Below are 25,911 nucleotides of genomic sequence, written 5' to 3' on the forward strand. Positions count from 1 at the left end.
CGCGACCGCACGTGAGTGACCCCGTTCGCCGACTACCGACCGTCCCGCTCGCCCTCGGCCTGGCCGTCGCCCTGCTGCTCTCCCTGCTCTGCGGGGTCGCGTTCGGCACCTCCGGGATCGAACTGCCCCAGGTGCTGCGCCTGTTGGGCGCCGGACTGACGGGCGGGCGGCTGGACGCGGACGAGGCGGCCGGGTACGCGATCGTCTGGGAGATCCGGCTGCCGCGCACCCTGCTGGCCGCCGTGGTCGGGGCCGGACTGGCCGCCACCGGGGTCGCCGTCCAGGCGCTGGTGCGCAACGCCCTCGCCGACCCCTTCGTACTCGGCATCTCCTCCGGCGCGGCCGTCGGCGCCAACGCCGTGCTGCTGTTCGGCGCCTTCGCCTCGCTCGGGGTGTGGGCGATCTCCGTCTCCGCGTTCGGCTCCGCGCTGGCCGCCATGGCACTGGTCTACCTCGCCGCCCGCACCGCGTACGGGCTCACCCCGCTGCGGCTGGTGCTCACCGGCACCGCCCTCTCCTACGGCTTCTCGGCCGCCACCACCCTGATGGTCTTCTCCGCCGACCACGCCGAGGCCGCCCGGGACGCCATGATGTGGCTGCTCGGCAGCCTCGGCGGCGCCACCTGGGGCTCGGTGCCGATCGCCGCCGCCACCGTCCTGGCCGGGCTGGCCCATCTGACCTGCGTCGCCGGGCGGTTGGACGCACTCGCCATGGGCGACGAGACCTCCGCCTCGCTCGGGGTGGACCCGGACCGGCTGCGCCGGGAGCTCTTCGCGGTGACCGCCGCCGTCACCGGCACCGTGGTCGCGGTCAGCGGGGCGATCGGCTTCGTCGGACTGCTGGTGCCGCACCTGGCCCGGATGCTGGTCGGCGCCGGGCACCGCCGGGTGCTGGTGGTCGCGCCGCTCGCCGGGGCCCTGCTGCTGGTCTGGGTGGACATCAGCTCGCGCACCCTGCTGGCGCCCGCCGAACTGCCCGTCGGGGTGTTCACCGCGGTGCTCGGGGTGCCCGCCTTCCTGCTGATGATGCGCCGGCGCGGCCAGGCCCTCGGGGGCGGGCGATGACCGGGCCCTCCGGGACGCCCGGGCCCTCCGGGGTGACCGTGACCGCCGGGACCGGGACCACCGGGGTGGCGGCGGCCGAGGAACTCTCCGTCGACGGCGTCTCGGTGGAGCTGGCCGGTGCCCGGCTGGTGCACGAGGTGAGCCTGGCGGCCGCCGCCGGCCAGATGGTCGGGCTGATCGGCCCGAACGGCAGCGGCAAGTCGACCCTGCTGCGCTGCGTCTACCGGGTGCTGCGGCCGGCCGGCGGCGTTGTCCGGCTGGCCGGCGACGACCTGCACGCGCTCACCGCCCGCCGGGCGGCCACCCGGGTCGCCGCACTGACCCAGGAGCACACCGCCGAGTTCGACTTCACCGTGGCCGAGGTGGTCGCGATGGGCCGGCTGCCGCACCGGCGCGGCCCGGGCGGTCCGAGCGCCGAGGACCACGAGCGCTGCACCGCCGCCCTGCGCAGGGTCAGGGCCGAACACCTCGCCGGACGCGGCTTCCTGAACCTCTCCGGGGGCGAGAAGCAGCGGGTGCTGTTCGCCCGCGCACTGGTCCAGGAGCCGCGTCTGCTGGTGCTGGACGAGCCCACCAACCACCTGGACGTCGCCCACCAGTTGGAGGTGCTGGCACTCGCCCGCGAGGCCGGCCCCACGGTGCTCACCGCACTGCACGACCTCAACCTGGCGGCGGGCCACTGCGACCGGCTGTACGTGCTGGAGGCCGGACGGATCGTCGCCGCCGGACCGCCCGCCGAGGTGCTCCGACCCGCCCTGCTGGCCGAGGTGTTCGGCGTCCGGGCCACCCCGGTCCGCCACCCCGTGACCGGCACCCTCCAGCTGCTGTTCGACCGCCTCCCCCGAACCCCCTGAGGAACCCCCGTGCGTACCAAGGCCGTTGCCCCCGCCGTCCTGCTCACCCTCGGACTGACCGCCTGCGGCGCCGAGATCGCCCCGAAGGAGGCCGACGCCGCCTCCGCCCACTACCCGGTGACCGTGACGAACTGCGGCGAGCGGCACACCTTCCCGCGGAAGCCCGCCCGGGTGGTGACCAACGACGTCAACATCACCGAACTGATGCTCTCGCTCGGCCTCGCCGACCGGATGGCCGGCTACGTGATGCCCGACGACAAGGGCCGGGTCGACCAGGTCCCCTGGAAGGACGGCTACCAGCGGACCACCTGGCTCTCCAAGAAGGTGCTCACCAAGGAGATCGCCCTGGACGCCCGGGCCGATCTGGTGTTCGCCGGCTGGCACTACGGCTTCGACGAGGGCAGCGGCGTCACCCCGCAGGCGTTCGAGGCCCTGGGCATCGACTCCTACGTGCTCAGTGAGTCCTGCCGCAGCGGCACGGGGAGCGAGCGCGGGGTGATGGACCCGCTGGACGCGCTCTACACCGACCTGGCCAACCTCGGCGAGATCTTCGACGTCAAGGACCGCGCCGACGCCCTGATCGCCGAGTCGAGGGCGAGGATCGCCGCCGTCCCGCAGCCCGAGCGCCGCCCGTCCGTCTTCCTCTACGACAGCGGGCAGGACAAGCCGTACACCGCCGGGAAGTTCGCCGCCGCGAACGCGATCATCGCCAGGGCCGGCGGCACCAACGTCATGGGCGACCTCGCGGACACCTGGGTGACCGCCGGCTGGGAGAGCGTGGTGCGGCGCGATCCCGAGGTGATCGTGATCAACAGCTACGCGATCCCGAGCGCCGAGGAGAAGCGGGCCTTCCTCAAGTCCTTCCCGCCGCTGGCGAACGTCTCCGCGATCAGGAACGACCGGATCGTCGTCATGGACTACGTCGACCTGGTCGAGAGCCCGCGCAACCCGGCCGCGATCAGCACCCTGGCCGACTTCCTGCGCACCGTCCCGGCCCGCTGACCGGCCCGCCCGCAGCCCCCGTTCGAAGCCTCCGGTCGGAGCCTCCGGTCGGGCGTACGCTCGAAGGTGCGAAGCCGAGGGAACCCGACCGGAGGAGCGAGACCATGAGCACCATGGCGGCCCCCGCCGCCTTCGACACCCGAGCGCTGCGCGAGGGCATCGAGCGCCGCGACGCCGAGGCCCTGCTGGCGCTGTACGCCGAGGACGCCGAGCTGCGCGTGGTCGACCGCAAGACCCAGCCCAGCCACCCCCTGGTGATGCACGGGCGGGACGAGATCGGCGCCATGCTGGACGACGTCTACGGCCGCGAGATGACCCACAAGCTCGAACAGGTGGTGGTCCAGGGCGACCACGTCGCCTTCCTGGAGTCCTGCCGCTACCCGGACGGGGTGCGGGTGCTCATGGCGTCGATGGCCGATCTGCGGGACGGCCGGATCGTCGACCAGACCTCCGTCCAGGCCTGGGACGAGACGGGGCCGGAGCAGTAGGCTCGCGGCATGATCCGCACCGCCGTCGTCACCGACGTTCCCGTCGTCCTGGCCATGATCCGCGAACTGGCGGAGTACGAGAAGGCCCCGCAGGAGGCGGTGGCCACCGAGGAGCAGCTGCGCGAGGCGCTGTTCGGCGCCACCCCGGCGCTGTTCGGCCTGATCGCCGAGGACGACGCCACCGGCGAGCCGGTCGGCTTCGCGGTCTGGTTCCTCAACTTCTCGACCTGGCGCGGCACCCACGGGATCTACCTGGAGGACCTGTACGTCCGCCCGGCGGCCCGCGGCGACGGCCACGGCAAGGCGCTGCTGCTGGAGCTGGCGCGGATCGCCGTGGAGCGCGGCTACGCGCGGGTGGAGTGGGCGGTGCTCGACTGGAACCAGCCCTCGATCGACTTCTACAAGTCGCTCGGCGCGGTGCCGATGGACGACTGGACCGTCTACCGTCTCACCGACGAGGCACTCCGGGCCGTCGGCAGCCGTTGAACGGCCGGAGCACGGGCTGGAGCACGGGCGACGCAGTACGGGCACCGGGCAACGGAGACCGGCAAAGGCCCTGCCACCCTGCGTGGTAATGCCTTACCATGAGTAACTCCCGCACCGGGTGCGGAGGACGCCCCCCCGGGGGTACCAAGCAAGCACAGCGCGTCACCCAGGAGGCAAGGGTGTCCCAGATCGACAGCGATCTCGGAGTTCAGGACTTCGTGGAGGTCCGGCTGCCCGCGGCGGGGGCCTATCTCTCCGTGCTGCGAACAGCGACGGCCGGGCTCGCGGCCCGGTTGGACTTCACCCTCGACGAGATCGAGGACCTGCGGATCGCGGTCGACGAGGCCTGCGCCATCCTGCTCCAGCAGGCGGTGCCGGGCTCCGTGCTGTCCTGCGAGTTCCGGCTGGTCGGCGACTCGTTGAAGGTGACCGTCGCCGCTCCGACCACGGACGGCAAGGCGCCCGAGCGCGACACCTTCGCCTGGACGGTGCTCTCCGCGCTGGCCGGCGAGGTGGACTCCTCGGTCGCGGAGGACAACACCGTGACGATCAGCCTGCACAAGAAGCGCGGCGGGTCCCCCGCCCACTGACGGGCACCGAGCAGCACCCTGCAAGGGCCGTCCGCCGCCCCCCTCCGGGGCCCGGCGGGCGGCTCCCGGTACCGCCCCCGGGGCGGTACGACCAACGAGACGATTCCGGGGCCGACGGCCCCGGTGCTCCCGGAACGGAACGGGGGAATGGCCGTGAGTGATCTGGACCGTACCGGCCTCGCGACGGCGGGACCTGCCGTACCGACCCAGGCGAGCGTTTCCGGCCTCGCCGCCAACGACGAAGCGCACCCGAAGGACGCCCACCGGATGAGCCACCCGACCGAGCCGACGTCCGAGCCGACGCCCGCCTCCGCTCCTCCGCCGGAACCGGCGGAGGAGGCCGCGGAGTTGCACGGCGCCGTGCCCGCCCAGGGCTCGCACCGCACCGGCGCCCCGGACCGGGAAGCCGCCCGCGCGCTGTTCGTCCGGCTGTCCGCGCTGCCCGAGGGCTCCCCGGAGCGCGTCGAGCTGCGCAACCAGCTGGTGCGGATGCACATCCCGCTGGTCGAGCACCTCGCCCGGCGGTTCCGCAACCGGGGCGAGCCGCTGGACGACCTGACCCAGGTCGCCACCATCGGGCTGATCAAGTCGGTGGACCGCTTCGACCACGAGCGCGGGGTCGAGTTCTCCACCTACGCGACGCCGACCATCGTCGGCGAGATCAAGCGGCACTTCCGCGACAAGGGCTGGGCGGTCCGCGTCCCGCGCCGCCTGCAGGAGCTGCGGCTGTCGCTCACCACGGCGACCAGCGAGCTCTCCCAGCGGCACGGCCGCTCCCCTACGGTGCACGAGCTGGCCGAGCACCTGGGCATCTCCGAGGAGGACGTCCTGGAGGGCCTGGAGTCCGCCAACGCGTACTCCACGCTGTCCCTGGACGTGCCGGACAGCGACGACGAGTCGCCGGCCGTGGCGGACACCCTGGGCGCCACCGACGAGGCCCTGGAGGGCGTCGAGTACCGCGAGTCGCTCAAGCCGCTGCTGGCCCAACTGCCGCCCCGCGAGCAGAAGATCCTGGTGCTGCGGTTCTTCCGGAACATGACCCAGTCGCAGATCGCCGCCGAGGTGGGGATCTCCCAGATGCACGTCTCCCGGCTGCTGGCGCGCACCCTGGCCCAGCTGCGGGACAAGCTCCTCGTGGAGGAGTGACCCCGAGCGGGAACACCGACGGCCGCCCAGCTCCCGCTGTGGCGGCCGTCCGGCTGTCCGGAGCGCTCCGGGGCCTCCCTGCGGCCCCGCGCTCAGCCCTCCCGAGGGGCGTAAAGGGCGGCCGTGGACTTCGGGTTGAGCAGCGCGCCGATACCCACCAGGCCGAGCAGGCCGACCAGCACGCCGACCGCGATCATCGCGCCGCCGCTCTGGACCATGTAGTAAGCGACCGGCAGGCAGATCGAGTTGGTCAGCACCGCCGGACTGCGGCCCCAGCGGCGCTCCTTGAGCAGCGCCCGGGCGGCCAGCACCGGCAGCACCCCGAGCAGCACGATGACCAGGCCTCCGAACTCGTTCAGGGCGAGCTGCTTGGCCTGGCCCGACAGTGCGGACACCATGTCCGAGACGCCGACGACGGCCAGCGCGGCGCCCTCCAGAGCGGTGATGGCGGCGCCCAGGGTGAGCGAAACCGGGCGAGCGGGTGCGGGGGCGGAGGTTTCTGCGGTCACTCCAGCAGGGTAGCCGCCGGCCGGTCCGTACCGCCCCGTAGGCTTTCCCCATGCGCGCTCTCCTGGTCGTGAACCACAAGGCCACCACCACCAGTGGCCGGACCAGGGACGTACTGATCCACGCCCTGCGCAGCGACCTCAAGCTGGACGTCGCCGAGACGCAGTACCGGGGCCACGCGCGCGACCTGGCCCGGGAGGCGGCGGCGGACGGCACGGTGGACCTGGTGGTGGCGCTGGGCGGTGACGGCACCGTCAACGAGGTGGTGAACGGGCTGCTGGCCCACGGCCCGGGTGAGAGGGTCCCGCGACTGGCCGTGGTGCCGGGCGGTTCGACCAACGTCTTCGCCCGCGCGCTGGGCCTGCCCAACGACCCGGTGGAGGCCACCGGCGCCCTGCTGAACGCGCTGGAGCAGGGGCACGAGCGGCCGATCGGGCTGGGCAAGGCGATGACCGAGGGCCTGCCGGACCGCTGGTTCACCTTCACCGCCGGCCTCGGCTTCGACGCCGGGGTGGTCGGCCGGGTCGAGGAGCAGCGCCGGGCCGGCCGCAGGTCCACCCACGCCCTGTACGTCGGGCAGGCCCTCCGGCACTACTTCACCCAGCGTGAGCAGCGCCGCTCGGGCCCCGTCACCCTCGAACTCCCGGGCCACGGAGCCGTTCCGGGCCTGGTGCTGGCCATAGTCAGCAACACCTCGCCGTGGACGTTCCTCGGCAACCGCCCGGTCTACCCCTCGCCCCTCGCCTCCTTCGACACGGATCTGGACGTCTTCGGCGTCACCCGGATGACGGCGTTCGGTACTGCTCGAACGATCCGTCAGATCCTGCGGTCGCACACGCCTTCGAGCGACGGCGCCCCGCCCGCCGGCCCGTCCGGAAAGCACGTCGTCTCCTATCACGACGTCAGACACTTCACCTTGGTTTCCCAGGAACCCGTGCCGTTTCAGGTCGACGGGGACCATCTTGGAGACCGGAGGCGCGTCAGTTTCACAGGCGTACGGCGGGCACTGCGTGTGATTGTGTGACTGGAAGGGGGGTTCGCCCTTCTTCTCGAACGCACAAGCCCCCTTCACTCCATAGAAGTACTGGCTGTGAGCTAGGCGACACCGAAGAATCAAAAATTCCTCGCCGAAGGGGGTTGTATCCGAGCCCGAGGTTTGCGAACCTCTACATGGCGATCGGGACACATCGCAGCGACGGCAACTCCGGAACCACAGGAGCGCCGACCGCGGAGTGTCCCTCGAATCGCCGAATCCCCCCTAGCGCAGACCACCCGGGCCCAGCGGGCCTTTGGTCTCTTTTGCTGTTGTGGGATTCGTGAAAGCGTTCACATTCACAAGCCACATTCGATTATGCCGATCGGGCCACCCCCCGCGGCAGGAGGAGTTGGACGACCATGGACTGGCGCCACCGCGCTGTCTGCCGCGAAGAGGACCCGGAGCTGTTCTTCCCGATCGGGAACACCGGTCCTGCTCTGCTGCAGATCGAGGAAGCCAAGGCCGTGTGCCGCCGCTGTCCGGTGATGGAGCAGTGCCTCCAGTGGGCTCTGGAGACCGGCCAGGACGCCGGCGTCTGGGGCGGTATGAGCGAGGACGAGCGTCGCGCGATGAAGCGCCGTGCCGCCCGCAACCGCGCCCGCACCGCCTGATCAGCAGCGTCTGATCACACGCCGTAGCACCAGCAGTAACCGCCGTACCGATCAACACATGATCAAAGGCTTCCCTGCACCTCCTGGTGAAGCCTTCCGCAGCAAGGGCCTTGCCCGGCGAGGTCCCGCGACACAGGACCGTCCAGCCACTTGATACTGTTCACTTAGAGCAATATTGTGGAGCTGTGACGCTCACCGTGTGCAACGCACATGTCAGGTGTCGCACCACCCAGAGCCCCCGTTCCGGCCGACTCCCCCCGACGGCCGGAACGGGTTGAGAGGCCCTGTCGACCCACCCCCCCCCGGTCGACAGGGCCTCGTTTCTGTTTCCGCCCCCGGGGTTCGGTGCACCGGGTTCCGTGCACCGGGTTCCGCACCCCCGTTTCCACGCCCGCTTCCACTCACCCGTCCCGCTCCCCGGCGCGCGGAGCGCGCACCCGGCGCGTCCGCCGAACGCACGCCCCGACCGTGCGCCGCAACGCGTCAACGCACCGGGATCTCCAGGATCACCTTGGTCCCGCCTTCGGGGCCGGCCACCATGTCGAAGGTGCCGCCCAGCTCGCCGGTGGCCAGCGTCCGGACGATCTGCAGCCCGAGGTTGCCGGCCGTCTTCGGGTCGAAGCCCTCGGGCATGCCCCGGCCGTCGTCCTGCACGGTGATCAGCAGGTACTCCTCCGGCCGGGCGCCGCCGTTCCAGCTGTCCGACCAGCCCATGCCGGTCGCCGGGGCCCGTCCGCGCAGCGCACTCACCTCCAGGTTCCCGGAGGCCGTCGGACCGAAGGCGTGTTCCAGGGCGTTCTGCAGCAGCTCGGTCAGCACCATCGACAGCGGGGTGGCCACCTCGGCGGAGAGGATGCCGAAGCTGCCGCTGCGGCGGGTCGCCACCCGGCCGTCCTGGGACAGCTCCATCACCATCGCCAGCACCCGGTCGGCGATCTCGTCGAAGGCCACCTGCTCGTCCAGCGCCTGGGAGAGCGTCTCGTGCACGATCGCGATCGAGCCGACCCGGCGCACCGCCTCGTCCAGCGCGGCCCGGCCGGACTCGGACTCCATCCGGCGGGACTGCAGCCGCAGCAGGGCGGCGACGGTCTGCAGGTTGTTCTTCACCCGGTGGTGGATCTCCCGGATGGTGGCGTCCTTGGTCATCAGCTCGCGGTCGCGCCGACGCAGCTCGGTGACGTCCCGGCAGAGCACCAGCGAGCCGGTGAGGGTCCCCTTGGGCTTGAGCGGGATCGCACGCAGGGTCACCACTCCGCCCTGCGCCTCCACCTCGGTCTGCCGGGGCGCCCAGCCGCTGGCGAGCTTCACCAGCGCCTCGTGGACGGCCGAGCGGGAGGGCGGGGCGAGGTCGGCGGTGGCCCGGCCGAGGTGGCTGCCGACCAGGTCGGAGGTGAGGCCGAGCCGGTGGTAGGCGGAGAGGGCGTTGGGGCTGGCGTAGGTGACGATGCCGTCCGCGTCCAGGCGGATCAGGCCGTCGCCGACCCGGGGGGCGGCATCCATGTCGGCCTGCTCCACGCCCGGGAACGGGAAGCTGCCGGCCGCGATCATCTGGGCCAGGTCGGAGGCGCTCTGCAGGTAGGTGAGCTCCAGCCGGCTGGGGGTGCGCACGGTCAGCAGGTTGGTGTTGCGGGCGATCACCCCGAGCACCTTGCCCTCGCGCCGGACCGGGATCGACTCGACCCGCACCGGCACCTCCTCGCGCCACTCCGGGTCGCCCTCGCGCACGATCCGCCCCTCGTCGAAGGCGGCGTCCAGCAGCGGGCGGCGCCCGCGCGGGACGAGGTGGCCGACCATGTCGTCCTGGTAGGAGGTGGGTCCGGTGTTGGGCCGCATCTGCGCCACCGAGACGTAGCGGATGCCGTCCCAGGTGGGGATCCACAGCACCAGGTCGGCGAAGGAGAGGTCGGAGAGCAGCTGCCACTCCGAGACCAGCATGTGGAGCCATTCCACGTCGGCCCCGGTCAGGGTGGTGTGGCGGCGGACGAGTTCGTTCAGCGAGGGCACATGGCGAGCGTAGCGCCGCCGGCCGGGGGCGGGCTCGGCGGACCGTGCGGTGCGGGGGACGACTGTCCGGGGTTGTTTAGACCAATTTGCCAGGAGGCCTGGACAACCCGGATTGGTCTAGTCCACAATGGGAGGGCACCAAGGAGAGGCCGACCGCGCAACTGCCCTGACCGCGCGCGGCTTCCCCTCGGTCGGACGCCACCGGTCGGGGACCCCGCACAGTCCTCGATCGACACCGGTGCCCGACGACAGCTCCGGGCTGCGGTGCCGCACGGGTTGAGGGTCCCGTGTCGGCGCCGTGGCCCGTAGTGCTTTCCGGCCCGTTTCGGTGGCCCCCCGAACCACGTTCCGCCGCTCAACGGGCAGGCTCTCGTCCACAGCCTGTGGACGAGAGCCTGCCCGCTCGCGCCGCGAGCCCCGGCGGGGCGGGCCTCAGTGGGTCTCGGTGACCTTGGCCAGGGCGCGCGGAGCGTCCGGGTCCTGGCCCCGGGCGATGGTGACCTCGTAGGCCAGCTGCTGCAGCGGCAGGATCTCCAGGACCGGCTGCACCTCCTCCGGCACGCCGGCCGGCAGCGCGAAGCCCGCCGAGGCGGCCTCCACCTGGGCCCGCTGCCCGATCACCACCAGGTCCGCGCCACGGCCGCGCAGCCGGTCCAGCACCGGCTGGAGCGCCTCGCCGCCCTTGCCGTCCGGGACGATCGCGATCACCGGCGAGACGTTGTCCACCATGGCCAGCGGGCCGTGCAGCAGGTCCGCGCCGGAGAACGGGGTGGCCGGGATGTACGTGGTCTCCATCAGCTTCAGCGCCGCCTCCCGGGCGGTCGGGTAGCCGTAGCCGCGCGAGGTGATCACCAGGCGCTGGGCGAAGCGGTAGCGCTCGGCCAGCGCCCTCACCTCGGCATGGCGGGCCAGCACGCCGGCCGCCAGGCCCGGCAGCTCCTTGGCGGCCGAGCCGTCCCCGCCGCGCAGGCCCTCGACCAGCAGGTAGAGCGCCAGCAGCTCGGCGGTGTAGGTCTTGGTGGCCGGCAGCGCCTTCTCCGGGCCGGCCAGCACGTCGATGTGGAACTCGGAGACCTCGGCGAGCGGGGAGTCGGGGTTGTTGGTGACGGCGAGGGTGATCGCCCCGGCCTCGCGGGCGGCCTTGGTGGAGGCCACCAGGTCCGGCGAGCCGCCGGACTGGCTGACGGTGATCACCAGGACGTCGGTGAGGTCCGGCCGGGCGCCGTACGCCGTGGTGGTGGACATCGAGGTCAGGCCGGCCGGCTTGCCGAGCAGGATCTCGACCAGGTACTTGGCGTAGAGCGCCGCGTTGTCGGACGTGCCGCGCGCGGTGAGCAGGACGAAGCGGGGGCTGCGGGCGGCGATCCCGGCCGCGATCTCGCGGATCCTCGGCGCTCCCTCGTCGAGGATGCGCCGGAGGACGGCCGGCTGCTCGGCCATCTCCGCCGCCATGATCCGGCCGGGGACGGAACCGGTGTGCGGGTCGGACATCTGGATGCCTCCGATGGAACGGGTCGACCCCGCCCGGGCGGGTTGCCGGACGGGGACCTCCACGGCGGCGAGTCCGCACACTCGCTGCGCTTCTTCGCGGGCCATCCTACGAGCGCGCCCCCGGCGCGGCACCCCCTGCGCGGCGCCCCGCACCCCGCCCCGCCGGGCAGGGCCGGGGGGCGGCCGGAGGGGCGGCCGGGGGCGCTCGGCGTACGGATCCGGCCGGTCAGGACGGGTTGTTGATCAGCCGGTCGATCGCCGCGTCGGCGTCCTTGGTGGCCTGGTCCACCGACTTGCCCTTGAGGATCGCGGTCAGCATGTCGGGGATGATCTTCTGCTTCTCCACCGCGCCCCAGCCGGGTGCCAGCGGGGTGAACCAGGCGTCCGGGACGGCGTTGGCCGCGGCGGCCGTGGTGGGCTTGCTCTTCAGCGGGTTCAGCTGGGTGAGGTTGTTCGGCAGGATGTCCTTGTCGGCGAGCGCCTGCTCGGACCTGGAACTGGTGAACATCCGGATCCAGTCGGTGGCCGGCGCCACCTGCTGGGACTTGGCGGTGACGGCGAGGTCGGAGCCGCCGATGAAGGTCGGCAGCGGCTTGCCGTCCGGGCCGGGCATGGTGGCCACCTTGACGGCGTCCTTGAGGCCCGGGTCGCCGGTGACCGGCGCGGTGACGCTCGCCGCCTCGAAGCCGTTGCCGTAGAAGGACGCGGCGTGCCCGCGGGCCATCGCCTCGTACTGGTTCTGCTCGTTCTGCGTCAGGTCGCCCTTGTTGTACTTGCGGACGAGGTCGACGAAGTGGCTGATGCCCTGCTGGGACTTGGCGTCGTGCAGGGTGCCGTGCCAGTTGCCGGAGCTGTCGAACTTGGCGATGCTGCCGCCGTACGCGGCCACGTAGCTCATCGCGGCGTACCAGTACGGGCCGGGCAGGTAGAGCGGGGAGAAGGTCCGGTCGTTCCGGTTCCTGTCGGAGATCTTGTCCAGGACGGTCAGCAGGTCGCCCTCGGTCCTGGGGAACTCGGCGCTGCCGGTGGCCTGCTGGAAGGCGGAGGAGTTGTAGATGGCGACCCGGGCGCCGGCGTAGTACGGGACGCACCACAGCTTGTCCTGATAGGCGCAGGTGTTGGCGAGCGCCTTGATCCAGCTGTCGGAGTTGTCGAAGGTGGTGCGGTCCACCGGGGCCAGCGCACCGGAGAGCACGTACTTCATCGTCTCGGTGTTGCCGAGCTCGACCACGTCGGGGGCGCTGCCGTCGGCGAGGGCCTTGTCGAGCTTGCCGACCTTGTCGGCCCAGCCCTGGTACGCCAGCTTGAGGCTGACGCGCGGGTACTTGGCCGCGAACTCGTCGTTGACCCGCTGGACCAGGTCGGGCCAGTTCTTCTGGGCGTCGTCCATCAGCCAGACGGTCACGGTGCCGGTGGCGGCCTTCGGGTCCGCGGCCGCGCTGCCGCCACCCGAGGGTGATCCGGACGAGGAGCAGGCCGTCAGCCCGGCCGCCAGGGCCATGATTCCGAATGCGGACACGAACTGACGCTTCGTCACGTCATTCTCCGAGGTGCTAGGGCCGAGGGCGGTGCCGGGAGGGATCGGAGTGGACTTTGGCCTAGACCAACGGTGGTGTCAACGCCCAACTCCCCTTTCTGCCAAGGCCGTTGCTGTTCCGTTGTACCCCGCCGGAGTTCGGTGGCGATCGGTCGTCGGCCTGTCACCCTAAGTCGTGCTTAAGCACGATTTAGGGCTCTCTTGAGGGAACACGGTCATCCGGTGGAAGCGCGGGTCGACGGCCGGAGAACGGGACGGGCCCGCCATGCGACATGCGCATGACGGGCCCGTCGGCCGACGCCTCCCGGTCACGGCCGGTGACGTCTCCCCCGCGGTTCAGCCGATCGCTCCCGGCTGTCCGGTGAGCACCTCCACGGCCGCCAGCCCGCAGACCCGGGCGGCGCCGTGGGTGGCGATGTACAGCGCGCCGACCGGCTCGGACTGGGGCAGTCCCATCTCCACCACGGCGGCGTCCGGCCGGGCCGCCACCAGGCGGCGCAGCGCGGCGGCCATCCAGGCGTGCCGGTGCGCGTCCCGCACCACCAGCACCAGGCGGCGGCCCTCGGCGCCGGCCACCAGCTCGGCGACCAGCGCGTCCAGCAGCTCCGGCGCCGCCTGGTCGGCCGACACCTCGCGGGTGCGGCTGCCCGGGAAGCGGTCGGCCAGCATCGCGGCCACGCCCCACGGGGTCACATCGCCGACCGCGATGTTCGGCTCGTCCGAGAACGAGGCCACGTACGGGCGCTCGCTCACCGGCAGCACCTCTCGGCCCGGCGCCCGGACCACCTTCAGCGCCCGGCGGGCGGCCCGCAGGCCCACCGCGAGGTCCGGCTCGGGCTGCTCGCCCTGGGCGGCGATCCGGCCCCAGCTGCCCAGCGCCCGGACCCGGTCGGCGGCGTCCGCCAGCCGCTCCTCGCCGAGCCCGCCGGAGCGCACGCCCGCCACGATGGCGTCGCGCAGCATCAGCACGGTCTCCTCGTCGGCCAGCCCGCCGCCGACGCAGATCGCGTCCGCGCCGGCCGCCAGCGCGAGGACGGTGCCCTCGCCCATGCCGAAGGTGTCGGCGATGGCGCCCATCTCGATCGCGTCGCTGACGATCAGGCCCTGGTAGCCGAGGCCGCCGTCGGCCGGGGCGGCGCGCAGCAGGTCGCGCAGCACGGTCGGGCTCAGGGTGGCCGGCAGCTTCGGGTCCAGCGCCGGGACCATGATGTGGGCGGTCATCACGGCCTTGGTGCCGGCCGCGATCGCGGCCTGGAACGGCACCAGGTCGCGGGCGCGCAGCACGTCCAGGTCGACGTCGATGACCGGCAGGCCGTGGTGCGAGTCCACCGCGGTGTCGCCGTGCCCGGGGAAGTGCTTGGAGCAGGCGGCCACACCGGCCGACTGCAGGCCCTCCACCCAGGCGGCGGTGTGCCGGGCGCACAGCTCCGGGTCGGCGCCGAAGGAGCGGACGCCGATCACCGGGTTGCGCGGGTTGGAGTTGACGTCCGCGGTGGGCGCCCAGTTGTAGTTGACGCCGGCCGCGGCCAGCGCCCGGCCCAGCTCGCGGGCGACGTCCCGGGTCAGCGCCGGGTCGTCGATCGCGCCGAGGGCGAGGTTGCCCGGCCAGGAGGAGCCGGAGCCGGCCTCCAGCCGGGTGACGTCGCCGCTCTCCTCGTCGATCGCGATCAGGAGGTCGGGGTTCTCCGCGCGCAGCGCCCGGGTGAGCGCGGAGAGCTGGTCGAGGTCGACCACGTTGCGGTCGAACAGCGCGACCGAGCCGAGCCCGGCGGCCAGGTGGCGGCGCAGCCAGGCGGGCGGCTCGGTGCCGACGAAGCCGGGCTGCAGGACGGTCAGGGCGTCCCGGTGCAGCTGGTCGCTGGCCGGGACGGTGGGTACGAGGATGCTCACGGTGGCTCAGCCCTTCACGGCGCCGTCGGTCAGACCGCCGACCGCCTTGCGCTGCAGGAAGACGAACAGGATCAGCACGGGGATGGCGAACATCGTGGAGGCCGCCATGGTCGCGCCCCAGTCGTTGCCGAAGGCGGTCTTGAAGGAGGACAGCCACAGCGGGAGGGTCTTGCCCTCCTCCTTGTTGACGATCAGGACGAGCGGGAACTCGTTCCACGCCGTGATGAAGCCGAACAGCGAGGTCGACATCAGCCCGGGCGCCAGCAGCGGGAAGATCACCTTCACGAAGGCCTGGGTGCGGGTGCAGCCGTCCACCATGGCCGACTCCTCCAGCTCCTTCGGCACCGCGGCGATGAAGCCGCGCAGCGTCCAGATGGTGAAGGGCAGGACCATCATCATGTAGAAGAAGGTCAGCGGCAGCAGGCTGTTCAGCATGTCGTTGTCGCGGGAGATCATGTAGACCGCGATGGTCATGACCTCCCAGGGCGCCATCTGCGCCGCCATGATGACCAGCACGAAGGTCTTGCGGCCGCGGAACCTCATCCGGGCGACGGCGAAGGCCGCCAGGGTCGCGATCACCAGCGAGATCACCACCGCGCCGACCGTGACGGTGAGGCTGTTGGTGACGTACGTCCAGAAGTCCGGCGCGTCGACCGCGGTGGTGAAGTGCTCGAAGGTCGCGTCGAAGGGGACGAAGACCGGCGTCTTGCTGATGATGTCGCGGTCCTGCTTGAACGCGGTCGCGATCATCCAGTAGACGGGGAAGATGAAGAAGACGATGAGGACGACCGCGATCACGTTCGGCCAGGTACGTCCGAAGAGAGAGCGCCTCACAGCTCGTCCTCCTGCTTGATCATGATGCGGAAGTAGTAGGCCATCAGCGCTCCCAGCATCAGGATGGTGAGCACCGCGATCGCGGCGCCGACGCCGTAGTGCTGGCTGCCCGAGCCCTCCAGGAAGGCGTGCACGGGCAGGGTCCGGGTGAGGTTCTCGGGGCCGCCGCCGTTGATCGCGTAGACCTGGGTGAAGGACTTGAACACCCAGATCACTTCGAGGAAGGTCGTGGCGAGGAAGAACGGCTTCAGGTTCGGGAAGATCACCGAGCTGAAGATCTTGAGCGAGCCGGCGCCGTCCATCCTGGCGGCCTCGTAGAGCTCCCTGGGGATGGTGGTCAGACCGGCGTACATGTTGAACGCCACGAAGGGGATCGACATCCAGACGACCAGCAGGATGACGACGAAGAAGGTCGAGTACTCGTCGCTCATCCAGTTGTAGTCGGCCATCGAGTGCCAACCCAGCTGGTCCAGCAGCCAGTTGACGACACCCCACTGCTGGTCGAACAGCCAGGTGTAGACGGTGGTCGCGGCGACCACCGGCATGGCCCAGGCCATCAGCAGCGCGATCGACAGCGCCAGGCGCATCTTCTTGCCGAGGTGGTTGAGCAGCAGGCCGGTCAGGGTGCCGCCGATCATGATCAGCACCACGTTGATCAGGGTGAAGGCGACGGTGCGCCCGGTGACCGCCCAGAAGTCCGGGTCGGTCAGCTGCTCCTTGTAGTTGTCGAAGCCGGTCCACTCGGTCAGATGCATGACCAGCTGGCGCCGGTTGAGGTTCTGGAACGACAGCAGGACGGTCTTCAGCAGCGGCCAGCCCAGCAGGGCGAGGGTCGCCACGGTGGCCGGCAGCAGCAGCAGGTACGGGGCGAGGCGGGAGCCGATGCCCGGTCCGCCCGCCGGTCTGGTGCGCTTCGGCGCGGTGCCCTCGGCCCCGCCGCCGGCGGCACTGGTGTCGATCTCGGCCGCAACGGCCACCCCTGACTCCGGGGACGGTGTCTGCACCCGCTCCGAATGCACAGCCATCGTTCTCACTTCCTCACAACCCGGCCACGACGGATGGCGCCGCCCACCGGCCCCCCGCCGGGGGCCGGTGAGCGACGCCGCTCACAGTGCTTAGTTCTTCTCGTTGAGCCGCTTGGCGATCTCGTCGTCGTACTTCTTCGCGGTGGCCGCGTAGTCGCCGCCCTGGAGGGCCGCGGTCAGGAAGTCCTTGATCGGGTTCGGCTTGTTCTCGACGCTGGCCCAGTTCGGGGTGTTCGGGGTGATCCCGCCGACCGCGGTGGCGGCCTGGGCGGCCTTCGCGAAGTCACCGGTGAGCTGGCTGTTCAGGGCCGGCTTGTTCGGGATGTTCCCGGCCGCGGCGACCAGGCCCTCGTTCTTGTCGTTGAGGGCGATCTTCAGGAAGTCCTTCGCCATCTCGGTGTTCTTGCTCTGCGAGGCGATCGCGAGGTTCGAGCCACCGATGAAGACGCCGGACGGCTTGTCGGCGGTCTTGCCCGGGAGCGGGAAGAAGCCGATCTTGTCCTTCGGCATGTCCTTCTCGGCCGGCAGCTCCCAGCCGAGGGCGATCATGGCGCCGACGTTGCCCTTGGCGAAGACGTCCTTCTGCTGCGGGGTGGCCTCGTCCTTGTCCTTCGGACCGGTGACCGAGTAGCCCTGAAGCTTCTTGTAGGTCTCGAAGGCCCGCTGCGCCTCGGGCGACTCCAGGCCGCCGACCCACTTGTCGCCGTCCTTCTTGGCGATCTTGCCGCCCTCACCGGTGAGCAGGCCGAAGTAGGTGTACCACTCCTGGCCCGGCAGGTAGATCGGGTCGGCGACGCCGGGGGCGGCCTTCAGCTTGTCCAGGTCGGTGTAGAACTCGTCCAGGGTCTTCGGCGCGTCCGTCAGGCCGGCGGCCTTCCAGAGGTCCTTGTTGTAGGCGACCACGCGGTTGGAGACCCACCACGGGGCGGCGTACTGCTTGCCGTCCAGCATCGCGGCCTCGTTCTGGTTGGCGGCCCAGCCGTCGCCGCCCAGCGCGGACTTGTCCTTGGTGAGGTCGAGCAGACCGCCGGTGGCGGCGTAGCCGGAGGTCTGGGTGTTGCCCAGCTCCAGGACGTCGACGGAACCCTCGGACAGCGCGGCGGTGATCTTCGGGCCGATGTCGGTCCACTCCTGGGTCTGGAAGTCGACCTTGGAGCCCGGGTAGGTGGACTCGAACTCGTTCTTGACCGAGTCGGTCCAGCCCTTGGGGGCGGAGCCGGTCATCGTCCACACCTTGAGCGTCTTGCCCTTGTACCTGTCGGCGGACGTGGAGGACGCCTTCGAGTCACCGTCCTTCTTGCCGTCCGAGCCACAAGCCGCGAGACCGACGACCATTGCTGCGACGCCGACCGCCGCGATGAGCTGACGCTTCACGCCATCCTCCTGAGGGATGCCTGGGTTACCCCCGTCGGGCGGTAGCGGCATACCCACGCAAAGCGGGAGAAGTGGCGCCGCGGACCCCTTCGAACGGGTGGGGGGATTCATCGATACCGGCCTAGTGGTGTAGACCAGATGCCTGGAGCTTGGCCTAGACCAATGGGCCTGTCAACGGCTGTTCGACCGATCCCGACCACCCGTTATCAAGCCGACACCGCACATCGTTCATCGCGTGATGAGGTATTCGTTCCACAGCCATACATGCAACGATGTGATCCGTTAACGATGTGGCGGGGCGGCAGAAGGCCCCGCGAGAAGCGGGAGAACAGGTCCGATGAGCAGCGACGGGGGAACCACCGCCCAGGCCGACGACCCCGAGGTGAGCAACCTCCCGACGCAGAGCGCCGACCCGACCGCCCGCGTCCCCAAGTACTACGGCCTCAAGCGCCACCTCCTCCAGCTCACCGAGACCCAGCCCGCGGGCACCCCGGTCCCGCCCGAGCGCGCGCTGGCCGCCCAGTTCGACACCTCGCGCACCACCGTCCGCCAGGCCCTGCAGGAACTGGTCGTCGAGGGCCGGCTGGAGCGCATCCAGGGCAAGGGCACCTTCGTGGCCAAGCCCAAGGTCGCCCAGGCACTGCAACTCACCTCCTACACGGAGGACATGCGCGCCCAGGGCCTGGAGCCCACCTCCCGGCTGATCGAGATCGGCTACATCACCGCCGACGACCGGCTCGCCCCGCTGCTGGACATCAAGCCCGGCGGGCGGGTGCTGCGGATCGAGCGGCTGCGCCTGGCCAACGGCGACCCGATGGCCATCGAGGTCGCCCACCTGTCCGCCAAGCGCTTCCCCGCCCTGCGGCGCAACCTCGCCAAGCACACCTCGCTGTACGCGGCGCTGCGCGAGGTCTACGGGGTCACCGTGGCCGAGGCCGAGGAGACCATCGAGACCACCCTCGCCAACCCGCGCGAGGCCGGGCTGCTGGGCTCCGACCTCGGCCTGCCGATGCTCCAGCTCTCCCGGCACTCCTTCGACGGCGAGGGCGACCCGGTGGAGTGGGTCCGCTCGATCTACCGCGGCGACCGCTACAAGTTCATCACCCGGCTGAAGCGTCCGGAGTAGTCGGCGCCGCCGTTCCACCACGGGCACCGGCGCGCGCGACCCGCGCGCCGGTGGTACCCCTGCCCCGGGAGCGGGCGAGCGACGAGCGGCAGCGTCCGGATGGCGGGAAGTTGCGCCAATCCCGGTGACATGGATCACTCCATGCCCTAGATTGCGCAGCCGTACTGACTGCCGATCACCGATGGTGCTGCTCGGCGGGCTCGTGGGGGCGCGCGGCGCTTCCGGGGGCTGCGGCGCCGACGGGGAGAACCCTCCGGAGCGGAGCCGAAGATGCCCTCTGACCCATCCCCCGACCAAGCTGTCATGCCCGAGCCGACCGGGGACCCCGTCCCGGCGGTGACCCCCGAGCGGGTACTGGCCGGACTCGCCCTGCTCGTGCCGATCGTCGCGATGCTCTGGGTGTCCTCGTACGACAAGTCCGACCCGGCGGTGGCCGGGACGCCCTTCTTCTACTGGTACCAGCTGCTCTGGGTGCCGGTGTCGGCCGTCTTCACGGTCGCCGCCTACCTGCTGATCAACCGGGACGAGAAGGCCCGCAAGGCGGCCCGGAACGGCGGTGCGCGATGAAGGACGTCAACGTGCCGGCCCTCGTGGTCTTCGTGCTGTTCTTCCTGCTGGTCACCGTGATGGGCTTCCTCGCCTCGCGCTGGCGGCGCGCGGACGACGCGGCGCACCTGGACGAGTGGGGCCTGGGCGGGCGCAGCTTCGGGACCTGGGTGACCTGGTTCCTGCTCGGCGGCGACCTCTACACCGCGTACACCTTCGTGGCCGTCCCGGCGGCGGTCTACGCGACGGGTGCGGCGGGCTTCTTCGCGGTGCCGTACACGATCATCGCCTACCCGCTGGTCTTCCTGTTCCTGCCGCGGCTCTGGTCGGTCTCCCGGGTGCACGGCTACGTGACCCCGGCCGACTTCATCCGCGGCCGCTACGGCTCCCGGCCGCTGTCCCTGGTCGTCGCCCTGACCGGGATCCTGGCCACCATGCCGTACATCGCCCTGCAGCTGGTCGGCATCCAGGCCGTGCTGGACGTGCTCGGCGTCGGCGGCGGCGAGCACGCCAACTGGTTCGTCAAGGACCTGCCGCTGTTCCTCGCCTTCGGCGTGCTGGCCGCCTACACCTACTCCTCGGGCCTGCGCGCCCCGGCGCTGATCGCCTTCGTCAAGGACGCGCTGGTCTACATCGTGATCATCGTCGCGGTGATCTACATCCCGATCCGCCTCGGCGGCTACGGGCACATCTTCAGCGCGGCCGCCGACCACTTCAAGCAGGCCAAGGCCGGGTCGATGACGATCCCGGACAACAAGCAGTGGACGTACGCCACGCTGGGGCTGGGCTCGGCGATGGCGCTGTTCATGTACCCGCACTCGGTGACCGGCGTGCTGGCCTCCAAGTCCCGCAACACCGTGCGCCGCAACATGGCGATCATGCCCGCCTACTCGCTGATGCTCGGCCTGCTGGCGCTGCTCGGCTTCATGGCCATCGCGGCGGGCGTGGGCAGCGGCGTCAAGGGCTACAACTCCCAGCTGTCGGTGCCGCAGCTGTTCGCGAGCATGTTCCCGGACTGGTTCACCGGCGTGGCCTTCGCCGCGATCGGGATCGGCGCGCTGGTGCCGGCCGCCATCATGTCCATCGCGGCGGCCAACCTGTTCACCCGCAACGTCTACAAGGAGTGGCTGAAGCCCGCCGCCACCCCCGCCGACGAGACCCGGATCGCCAAGCTGGTCTCGCTGCTGGTCAAGGTCGGCGCGCTGGTCTTCGTCCTCGGCATGGACAGGCAGGCCGCGATCAACCTCCAGCTGCTGGGCGGCCTGTGGATCCTGCAGACCTTCGTGGCGATCGTCGGCGGCCTGTTCACCCGCTGGTTCCACCACTGGGCGCTGTTCGCCGGCTGGGCGGCCGGCATGGTCTACGGCACCTGGAAGGCGTACGGGCTGGCCAGCCCGGCCACCAAGCACTTCGGCGGCAACGCGGCCGAGATCCCCGGCATCGGCGAGATCGGCTACATCGGCCTGACCGCCTTCGCGCTCAACCTGCTCGTGGCGGTGGCGCTCACCCTGGTCCTGCGGGCGGTCAAGGCACCCGACGGCCCGGACGAGACCAAGCCCTCCGACTACAGCGCCGAGGCCGGCGACGACGAGCTGAAGAACGCGCCGGAGCCCGTAGCGGCGCACTGATTGGCCGTGCACGCGCCCTGTGATCGCGCCGCCTTCTCCGTGAACACTGGAGGAGGCGGCGCGATCATATGTATGAACAGGCGTGCACGCCGGGCACCACCAGACCGGACCGGCATCCGGCCGGAACCTGATCGACCACGGGGAGCTCGCGGCCATGGCAGAACTCGGAATCACCCTGAACGGCCAGCACAAGTCCACCCAGCACCAGCCCAACCTGAGCGCGGTGACCGCCGTGGGCACGGTCGGCGCGAACGGGGCTGTCAGCGCGAACGGCGCCGTCGGCGCGAACGGCTCGGCGGGCGCTGCCGGCGGCCCGGCGGCCACCCGGCTGCCGTCCGTCCTGATCGCCACCCGGCACGGCGAGTCCACCGCGAACGTCGAGTTCCAGCTGGCCGAGGCCGCCGGCGCGCTCAGCGTCCCGATCAGCTGCCGCGACGCCGACATCCCGCTCTCGCTGCGCGGCCAGCAGCAGGCCCAGGCGCTCGGCCGCTGGTGGGCCGCCCTGCCCAGCGCCGACCGGCCGCGCAGCGTCTGGTGCTCCCCGTACGTGCGCACCGCCGAGACCGCCCGGATAGCGCTCGCCCAGGCCGCCGGGCTGGGCGCCGTACCCGTCACCCTGGCCGTCCGCTACGACGAGCGGCTGCGCGACCGCGAGCTCGGTGTCCTGGAGATGCTGCCGAAGGCCGCCATCGAGGCCAAGCACCCGGAGGAGGCCGCCCGGCGGCGCAAGATGGGCGAGCTGTACTACCGCCCGCCCGGCGGCGAGTCCTGGGCCGACGTCGCCCTGCGGGTGCGCAGCCTGCTGCGCGACCTCTGCGAGGAGGAGGCCGGACGGCCCGTCCTGCTGGTCGCCCACGACTGCACCGTGCTGATGCTGCGCTACGCCCTGGAGCGGCTCACCGAGGAGCAGCTCACCGGGCTCGGGCCGGTGCACAACTGCTCCACCAGCCTCTGGCGCTCCCAGGAGGGGCGGCTGCGGCCGGACGGCTGGAACGGCGTCGCCCACCTCGGCGCCGGGACGGACTGACCGCCCGTCACCCGCCGCCGAAGCAGCGCCGGTAGGCCAGCGGCGTGGTGCCCAGCCGGCGCCCGAAGTGGTGCCGCAGCGCCGCCGCGTTGCCGAACCCGCAGCGGGCGGCGATCGCGTCCACCGACTCGGTGGTCGACTCCAGCAGCCGCTGCGCCAGCAGCACCCGCTGCCCCACCAGCCAGCGGTGCGGGGTGGTACCGGTCTCCTGCTGGAATCGCCGGGCGAAGGTACGCGGCGACATGTGCACCCGGGCGGCCAGCTGCTCGACGCTCGCCTCCTGGTCCGGGTGGTGGCGCATCCAGTCCAGCAGCGGGGCCAGCGAGTCGCCGCCCTCCGGCAGCGGGCGGTTCACGAACTGCGCCTGCCCGCCCTCCCGGTGCGGCGCGACCACCATCCGGCGGGCGATCCCCCGGGCCACCTCGGCGCCCTGCACCTTGCGCACCAGGTGCAGGCAGGCGTCGATGCCGGCCGCCGTACCGGCCGAGGTGATCACCGGGTCGTCGTCCACGTAGAGCACGTCCGGCTCGACCACCGTCTTCGGGAAGCGCTCGGCCAGCTCGTCGCTGTGCCGCCAGTGGGTGGCGGACCGGCGGCCGTCCAGCAGTCCGGCGGCGCCCAGCACGAAGGCGCCGCTGCAGATGGACAGCACCCGGCCGCCGTCCGCCACCACCGCGCGCAGCGCCTCCAGCAGCGGCTCCGGGTAGTGGGTGCGGATCGCCGAGGCGGTGACCACCGCCAGGTCCGCCCCGGCGAGGCGCTCCGGGCCGTACGGGACGTCCACCGCGAAGCCCGAGTGGGTCGCGTGCGGCCCGGGCCGGGCGCCGGCCAGCGCGAAGTCGTACGCCGGCAGCCCGTCCGTGGTCCGGTCCAGGCCGAAGACCTCGCAGGCCACCCCCAGTTCGAAGGGGTGGACCTCCTCCAGCACCACCGCGACCACGTTCTTCAGCATGCCGCCCAGGATGCCCCGCCGGTCCCGACCCGGGGAAGGGTCCGGGCTGGCAGGATTTCGCGGCAGGACGGCATTCCTGCCACTCGTGGGCCCCCGGGTCGCCCGGCCACAGTGGTGGCCATGGACAGCGACACCCTCGCCGGCGCACTCGGCCTGGTCGGCGCGGTCGGCGGCTTCGGCCTGCTCGGCACCCTGATCGGCCGCGAACTCTCCCGCGGCCCCGCCGCCGGCCGCGACAACCACCACCGCCCCGGCGGCTACCCGGCCGACCCCGACCGCGCCGACCGGCTGTACGGCACCCTGCCGGCCGCCTCCCTGCGCCCCTCCGCCGACCCGGCCACCCTCCCGGCCTCCCCTTCCCGGCACCCCCGAAAGCCCCCCGAAACCAGCACCCCCCACGGCTCCGGCACACTGGCCCGATGGACTACCTCATCCGCCACGCCCTCCCCCAGGACCTCGAAGAGGCCGGCCGGATCACCGTCGACGCCTTCGTCGGCGACGGCTTCACCGACCCGGCCGGCAGCTACGTCCAGCTGCTGCGCGACGCCGAGCGCCGCTCCCGCGAGGCCGAGCTCCTGGTCGCGGTCGACGCGGCGGACGAACGGCTCCTCGGCTGCGTGACCTTCGCCGTCGGCGGCACCGAGTGGGCCGACATCGCCACCCCGCGCGAGGGCGAGATACGGATGCTCGCCACCGCCGCCGCCTCCCGCGGCCGCGGCGTCGGCGAAGCCCTGGTCCGCGCCTCCGTCACCCGCAGCCGCGACCTCGGCCTGGCCGGCATGGCCTTCTCCACCCGCCCCGAGATGACCACCGCCCACCGCATCTACCAGCGCGTCGGCTTCCGCCGCACCCCGGAACGCGACTGGGCGCCCTTCCCCGGAATGGACCTCATGGTCTACACCATGGCGTTCTGAACCCGCGCGTTCCGGCCGCCCGTCACGGCCGCTTGTCGTACCCGGGAGCCACGTAGACGGTGTAGCGGCCGTGCTCGCCGCTCTTCACCACGGTGGCCACCCGGTAGCCGGCGGCCTTCAGTGTCGGCTGGATCGCCCGGTCGATGGCGCCGGTCTGGGTGAAGTCCAGCACCACCACCTTCCACTCGTGCGCCTCGATCCCGGCCTGGATGGCGGGCACCCCGTTCTGCATCTGGCCGGTGGCCGGATCCCGGCGGAACACCGCCACCAGGTCGTGCCACTGCTGCCAGTTGCTCTGCTTGCGCAGGTAGTAGGCGGGGACGTTGTAGTTCTCCACCAGGTAGCTGTCGTCACCCTTGACGATGTAGGGCTCCAGCACTGCGACGAACTCCTTCGAGTTCGACCACTCACCGAACATCTCCCGGCCCTGAGCCGCGCCCTCCCAGGCCAGCGGCCCCACCACCAGCGCGGCGGCCACGATCCCGGCCGTGACGTGGAAGCGGCCCCGCAGCCACAGCACCGCGCGGGCCAGCACCGCGCCCACCACGACGCAGGAGAACCAGGCGCCGAAGTCCACGTGCTTCTGCAGCGACAACCAGGTGTGGATGCGGATCTGGTTCACCGGCGCCAGCAGGCCGGCCACCAGCAGCAGCGCGGCCAGCCAGAACTCCGTCCAGGCCTCGCCGCCGCGCCGGCGCGCCAGCACCAGCTGCGCCAGCACTCCGAGCAGTGCCACCAGCAGCAGCGGGCCGACCCAGCGGGCGGCCTCCCCGGCCACGTAGGAGTAGGCGTCATGGCCCGGGGCGCGCTGGAGCGTGGTGTGGTTGAAGCCGTCGACGTACCGCTGACCGGCCGCCAGGACCGCGGCTCCGACGGCCACCGCGAAGGTGAGCAGGAGCAGCAGTCCGCGCCGCCAGCGCGCCCAGGCGCGCACCGGGCCGCCCGTCCCGGCCAGCACCGCGATGCCGCACACCACCGGCACCCACAGCAGTGCGGCGTATTTGGTCGCGCCGGCCAGGGCCAGCAGCAGCCCGGAACCGACCAGGCTGGGGTACCCGCCCCCGGTCGTCAGCCGCACCGCCAGGTAGCCGGCCCAGGCGAGGACCGCCAGCGCCATCGCGTCGTAGGTGGCCAGGCCGCCCAGGAACTGCGTCGGGCCGAGCGCCGCGAACGCGGCCGCCGCGCAGAAGGCGGCGAGCGAGCCGTGCAGCCGCCGGGTCGCCAGGTGGACGGCCGCGGTCGCGGAGAGCATGAACGCCAGGCTGAGCAAGCGGGCGCCGTTCAACCCGCCGGCGAAGTCCGCCAGGGCGACGACAACCGGATAGATCAGCGGGGAGCCGGAGAAGAAGGTCTCGTACGTCGACACCGGAGTGCCGTGCCGCAGGTGCGCGATCTCCTGGTACCCGGAGTAGATGTAGGTGCCCTCGTCGATGAAGGCGGTGTTGCTGAGGATCAGGTGGTACGAGAGCGCGCCCTGCACCAGCAGCACCGCCAGCAGCGGCAGCCAGTCGGCCCGCAGCGCCGGCCGGGGCGGTTGCGGCACTCGGGGCAGCCCGGGCTTGCGGCGCCGCCGGTCGGTCGAGGACGGCGACGGCACCACCGCGGCCGCACGGTCGGGCTCACCCAGCGCCACGCGTCCGCCGGGACGGGCCCCGGCGGGGCCCAGAACGGGCTTGCGGGTGGACTCGGGCCGGATCCAGCGACCGTCCGCGCTCATCAGTACTGCTCCTATCTGGGGCTCTGCGCCCGGATGCGCCTCAGGGCGCGACACGCTCCGGG

24 protein-coding genes are annotated in these 25,911 nt (G+C 71.7%); 14 read left to right on the plus strand and 10 right to left on the minus strand.

What is annotated here, in order from left to right:
• Positions 1–11: 11 nt before the first annotated feature.
• From ACZ6Z8_RS08825 to ACZ6Z8_RS08855, 7 genes are all read left to right on the plus strand, one after another.
• Positions 12–1,064: a FecCD family ABC transporter permease gene (locus tag ACZ6Z8_RS08825; protein WP_465607659.1), complete on the plus strand. Its 1,053-nt coding sequence runs from the start codon at positions 12–14 to the stop codon at positions 1,062–1,064.
• Positions 1,061–1,918, plus strand: coding sequence for an ABC transporter ATP-binding protein (locus ACZ6Z8_RS08830; RefSeq protein ID WP_465607660.1), 858 nt, complete (start codon positions 1,061–1,063; stop codon positions 1,916–1,918). The genes ACZ6Z8_RS08825 and ACZ6Z8_RS08830 overlap by 4 nt, the downstream gene beginning before the upstream one ends.
• 9 nt (positions 1,919–1,927) lie before the next feature.
• Positions 1,928–2,920, plus strand: coding sequence for an ABC transporter substrate-binding protein (locus ACZ6Z8_RS08835; protein WP_465607662.1), 993 nt, complete (start codon positions 1,928–1,930; stop codon positions 2,918–2,920).
• Between the two features lie 104 nt (positions 2,921–3,024).
• Entirely contained in the window at positions 3,025–3,408 is a 384-nt protein-coding gene (locus ACZ6Z8_RS08840; RefSeq protein WP_402818689.1) for a nuclear transport factor 2 family protein, read from the plus strand.
• Positions 3,409–3,417: 9 nt separating this feature from the next.
• Positions 3,418–3,894, plus strand: coding sequence for a GNAT family N-acetyltransferase (locus ACZ6Z8_RS08845; protein ID WP_465607665.1), 477 nt, complete (start codon positions 3,418–3,420; stop codon positions 3,892–3,894).
• A gap of 179 nt (positions 3,895–4,073) precedes the next feature.
• On the plus strand, positions 4,074–4,484 hold the full coding sequence (locus ACZ6Z8_RS08850; protein WP_402818683.1) for an ATP-binding protein: 411 nt from the start codon (positions 4,074–4,076) through the stop codon (positions 4,482–4,484).
• A gap of 153 nt (positions 4,485–4,637) precedes the next feature.
• Complete coding sequence (locus tag ACZ6Z8_RS08855; RefSeq protein ID WP_465607666.1) at positions 4,638–5,630, plus strand: RNA polymerase sigma factor SigF; 993 nt, start codon at positions 4,638–4,640, stop codon at positions 5,628–5,630.
• 92 nt (positions 5,631–5,722) lie between these two features.
• Here ACZ6Z8_RS08855 and ACZ6Z8_RS08860 read toward each other — a convergent pair whose 3' ends face one another.
• A complete protein-coding gene (locus ACZ6Z8_RS08860; protein ID WP_465607667.1) occupies positions 5,723–6,139 on the minus strand; it encodes a hypothetical protein in 417 nt (138 codons plus the stop codon).
• 50 nt (positions 6,140–6,189) lie between these two features.
• Between ACZ6Z8_RS08860 and ACZ6Z8_RS08865 the strand changes: the two genes are divergently transcribed.
• Both ACZ6Z8_RS08865 and ACZ6Z8_RS08870 read left to right on the plus strand, forming a co-directional pair.
• A complete protein-coding gene (locus ACZ6Z8_RS08865) occupies positions 6,190–7,161 on the plus strand; it encodes a diacylglycerol/lipid kinase family protein (protein WP_465607669.1) in 972 nt (323 codons plus the stop codon).
• 371 nt (positions 7,162–7,532) lie between these two features.
• Positions 7,533–7,784, plus strand: coding sequence for a WhiB family transcriptional regulator (locus ACZ6Z8_RS08870; protein WP_014138019.1), 252 nt, complete (start codon positions 7,533–7,535; stop codon positions 7,782–7,784).
• Between the two features lie 483 nt (positions 7,785–8,267).
• Here ACZ6Z8_RS08870 and ACZ6Z8_RS08875 read toward each other — a convergent pair whose 3' ends face one another.
• The 7 genes from ACZ6Z8_RS08875 to ACZ6Z8_RS08905 all read right to left on the minus strand — a co-directional run bounded on the left by ACZ6Z8_RS08875 (position 8,268) and on the right by ACZ6Z8_RS08905 (position 17,939).
• Positions 8,268–9,788, minus strand: coding sequence for a sensor histidine kinase (locus ACZ6Z8_RS08875; protein ID WP_465607670.1), 1,521 nt, complete (start codon positions 9,786–9,788; stop codon positions 8,268–8,270).
• A gap of 432 nt (positions 9,789–10,220) precedes the next feature.
• Positions 10,221–11,279: an SIS domain-containing protein gene (locus ACZ6Z8_RS08880; protein WP_465607672.1), complete on the minus strand. Its 1,059-nt coding sequence runs from the start codon at positions 11,277–11,279 to the stop codon at positions 10,221–10,223.
• Between the two features lie 226 nt (positions 11,280–11,505).
• Positions 11,506–12,780 (minus strand): extracellular solute-binding protein, encoded by a 1,275-nt coding sequence (locus ACZ6Z8_RS08885; protein WP_465608411.1) that lies wholly within the window; start codon positions 12,778–12,780, stop codon positions 11,506–11,508.
• Between the two features lie 372 nt (positions 12,781–13,152).
• A complete protein-coding gene (locus tag ACZ6Z8_RS08890; protein WP_465607674.1) occupies positions 13,153–14,706 on the minus strand; it encodes a glycoside hydrolase family 3 protein in 1,554 nt (517 codons plus the stop codon).
• A gap of 6 nt (positions 14,707–14,712) precedes the next feature.
• Positions 14,713–15,540: a carbohydrate ABC transporter permease gene (locus tag ACZ6Z8_RS08895; protein WP_465607676.1), complete on the minus strand. Its 828-nt coding sequence runs from the start codon at positions 15,538–15,540 to the stop codon at positions 14,713–14,715.
• Entirely contained in the window at positions 15,537–16,565 is a 1,029-nt protein-coding gene (locus ACZ6Z8_RS08900; RefSeq protein WP_465607678.1) for a carbohydrate ABC transporter permease, read from the minus strand. Before ACZ6Z8_RS08900 ends, ACZ6Z8_RS08895 begins: the two co-directional genes overlap by 4 nt.
• Before the next feature lie 90 nt (positions 16,566–16,655).
• Positions 16,656–17,939: an extracellular solute-binding protein gene (locus tag ACZ6Z8_RS08905; protein ID WP_465607680.1), complete on the minus strand. Its 1,284-nt coding sequence runs from the start codon at positions 17,937–17,939 to the stop codon at positions 16,656–16,658.
• 337 nt (positions 17,940–18,276) lie between these two features.
• Between ACZ6Z8_RS08905 and ACZ6Z8_RS08910 the strand changes: the two genes are divergently transcribed.
• From ACZ6Z8_RS08910 to ACZ6Z8_RS08925, 4 genes are all read left to right on the plus strand, one after another.
• The gene (locus tag ACZ6Z8_RS08910) at positions 18,277–19,065 is read left to right on the plus strand and encodes a GntR family transcriptional regulator (protein ID WP_465607681.1); all 789 of its coding nucleotides are present in this window, start codon (positions 18,277–18,279) and stop codon (positions 19,063–19,065) included.
• Between the two features lie 303 nt (positions 19,066–19,368).
• The gene (locus ACZ6Z8_RS08915; protein ID WP_465607683.1) at positions 19,369–19,632 is read left to right on the plus strand and encodes a DUF3311 domain-containing protein; all 264 of its coding nucleotides are present in this window, start codon (positions 19,369–19,371) and stop codon (positions 19,630–19,632) included.
• Positions 19,629–21,239, plus strand: coding sequence for a monocarboxylate uptake permease MctP (gene mctP / locus ACZ6Z8_RS08920; protein WP_465607684.1), 1,611 nt, complete (start codon positions 19,629–19,631; stop codon positions 21,237–21,239). Before ACZ6Z8_RS08915 ends, mctP begins: the two co-directional genes overlap by 4 nt.
• A gap of 154 nt (positions 21,240–21,393) precedes the next feature.
• Entirely contained in the window at positions 21,394–22,266 is an 873-nt protein-coding gene (locus tag ACZ6Z8_RS08925) for a histidine phosphatase family protein (protein ID WP_465607687.1), read from the plus strand.
• 7 nt (positions 22,267–22,273) lie between these two features.
• On the opposite strand, the gene ACZ6Z8_RS08930 is transcribed toward ACZ6Z8_RS08925, so the two are convergent.
• Positions 22,274–23,218, minus strand: coding sequence for a helix-turn-helix domain-containing protein (locus tag ACZ6Z8_RS08930; RefSeq protein ID WP_465607688.1), 945 nt, complete (start codon positions 23,216–23,218; stop codon positions 22,274–22,276).
• A 419-nt stretch (positions 23,219–23,637) separates the two neighbouring features.
• Between ACZ6Z8_RS08930 and ACZ6Z8_RS08935 the strand changes: the two genes are divergently transcribed.
• The gene (locus tag ACZ6Z8_RS08935) at positions 23,638–24,132 is read left to right on the plus strand and encodes a GNAT family N-acetyltransferase (RefSeq protein WP_465607690.1); all 495 of its coding nucleotides are present in this window, start codon (positions 23,638–23,640) and stop codon (positions 24,130–24,132) included.
• A 22-nt stretch (positions 24,133–24,154) separates the two neighbouring features.
• On the opposite strand, the gene ACZ6Z8_RS08940 is transcribed toward ACZ6Z8_RS08935, so the two are convergent.
• A complete protein-coding gene (locus tag ACZ6Z8_RS08940; protein ID WP_465607692.1) occupies positions 24,155–25,849 on the minus strand; it encodes an ArnT family glycosyltransferase in 1,695 nt (564 codons plus the stop codon).
• Positions 25,850–25,911: the final 62 nt, after the last annotated feature.

The sequence above is a fragment of the Kitasatospora sp. NPDC101108 genome (assembly GCF_055584725.1).

Bases quoted from the DNA above. Each gene is read 5' to 3' on its own strand.
- ACZ6Z8_RS08830 (WP_465607660.1), top strand. From the start codon at position 1,061: ATGACCGGGCCCTCCGGGACGCCCGGGCCCTCCGGGGTGACCGTGACC.
- ACZ6Z8_RS08885 (WP_465608411.1), bottom strand. From the start codon at position 12,780: ATGGCCCTGGCGGCCGGGCTGACGGCCTGCTCCTCGTCCGGATCACCC.
- ACZ6Z8_RS08910 (WP_465607681.1), top strand. From the start codon at position 18,277: ATGAGCAGCGACGGGGGAACCACCGCCCAGGCCGACGACCCCGAGGTG.
- ACZ6Z8_RS08900 (WP_465607678.1), bottom strand. From the start codon at position 16,565: ATGGCTGTGCATTCGGAGCGGGTGCAGACACCGTCCCCGGAGTCAGGG.
- ACZ6Z8_RS08915 (WP_465607683.1), top strand. From the start codon at position 19,369: ATGCCCGAGCCGACCGGGGACCCCGTCCCGGCGGTGACCCCCGAGCGG.
- ACZ6Z8_RS08865 (WP_465607669.1), top strand. From the start codon at position 6,190: ATGCGCGCTCTCCTGGTCGTGAACCACAAGGCCACCACCACCAGTGGC.
- mctP (WP_465607684.1), top strand. From the start codon at position 19,629: ATGAAGGACGTCAACGTGCCGGCCCTCGTGGTCTTCGTGCTGTTCTTC.
- ACZ6Z8_RS08930 (WP_465607688.1), bottom strand. From the start codon at position 23,218: ATGCTGAAGAACGTGGTCGCGGTGGTGCTGGAGGAGGTCCACCCCTTC.
- ACZ6Z8_RS08925 (WP_465607687.1), top strand. From the start codon at position 21,394: ATGGCAGAACTCGGAATCACCCTGAACGGCCAGCACAAGTCCACCCAG.
- ACZ6Z8_RS08880 (WP_465607672.1), bottom strand. From the start codon at position 11,279: ATGTCCGACCCGCACACCGGTTCCGTCCCCGGCCGGATCATGGCGGCG.
- ACZ6Z8_RS08845 (WP_465607665.1), top strand. From the start codon at position 3,418: ATGATCCGCACCGCCGTCGTCACCGACGTTCCCGTCGTCCTGGCCATG.
- ACZ6Z8_RS08870 (WP_014138019.1), top strand. From the start codon at position 7,533: ATGGACTGGCGCCACCGCGCTGTCTGCCGCGAAGAGGACCCGGAGCTG.
- ACZ6Z8_RS08940 (WP_465607692.1), bottom strand. From the start codon at position 25,849: ATGAGCGCGGACGGTCGCTGGATCCGGCCCGAGTCCACCCGCAAGCCC.
- ACZ6Z8_RS08840 (WP_402818689.1), top strand. From the start codon at position 3,025: ATGAGCACCATGGCGGCCCCCGCCGCCTTCGACACCCGAGCGCTGCGC.
- ACZ6Z8_RS08935 (WP_465607690.1), top strand. From the start codon at position 23,638: ATGGACTACCTCATCCGCCACGCCCTCCCCCAGGACCTCGAAGAGGCC.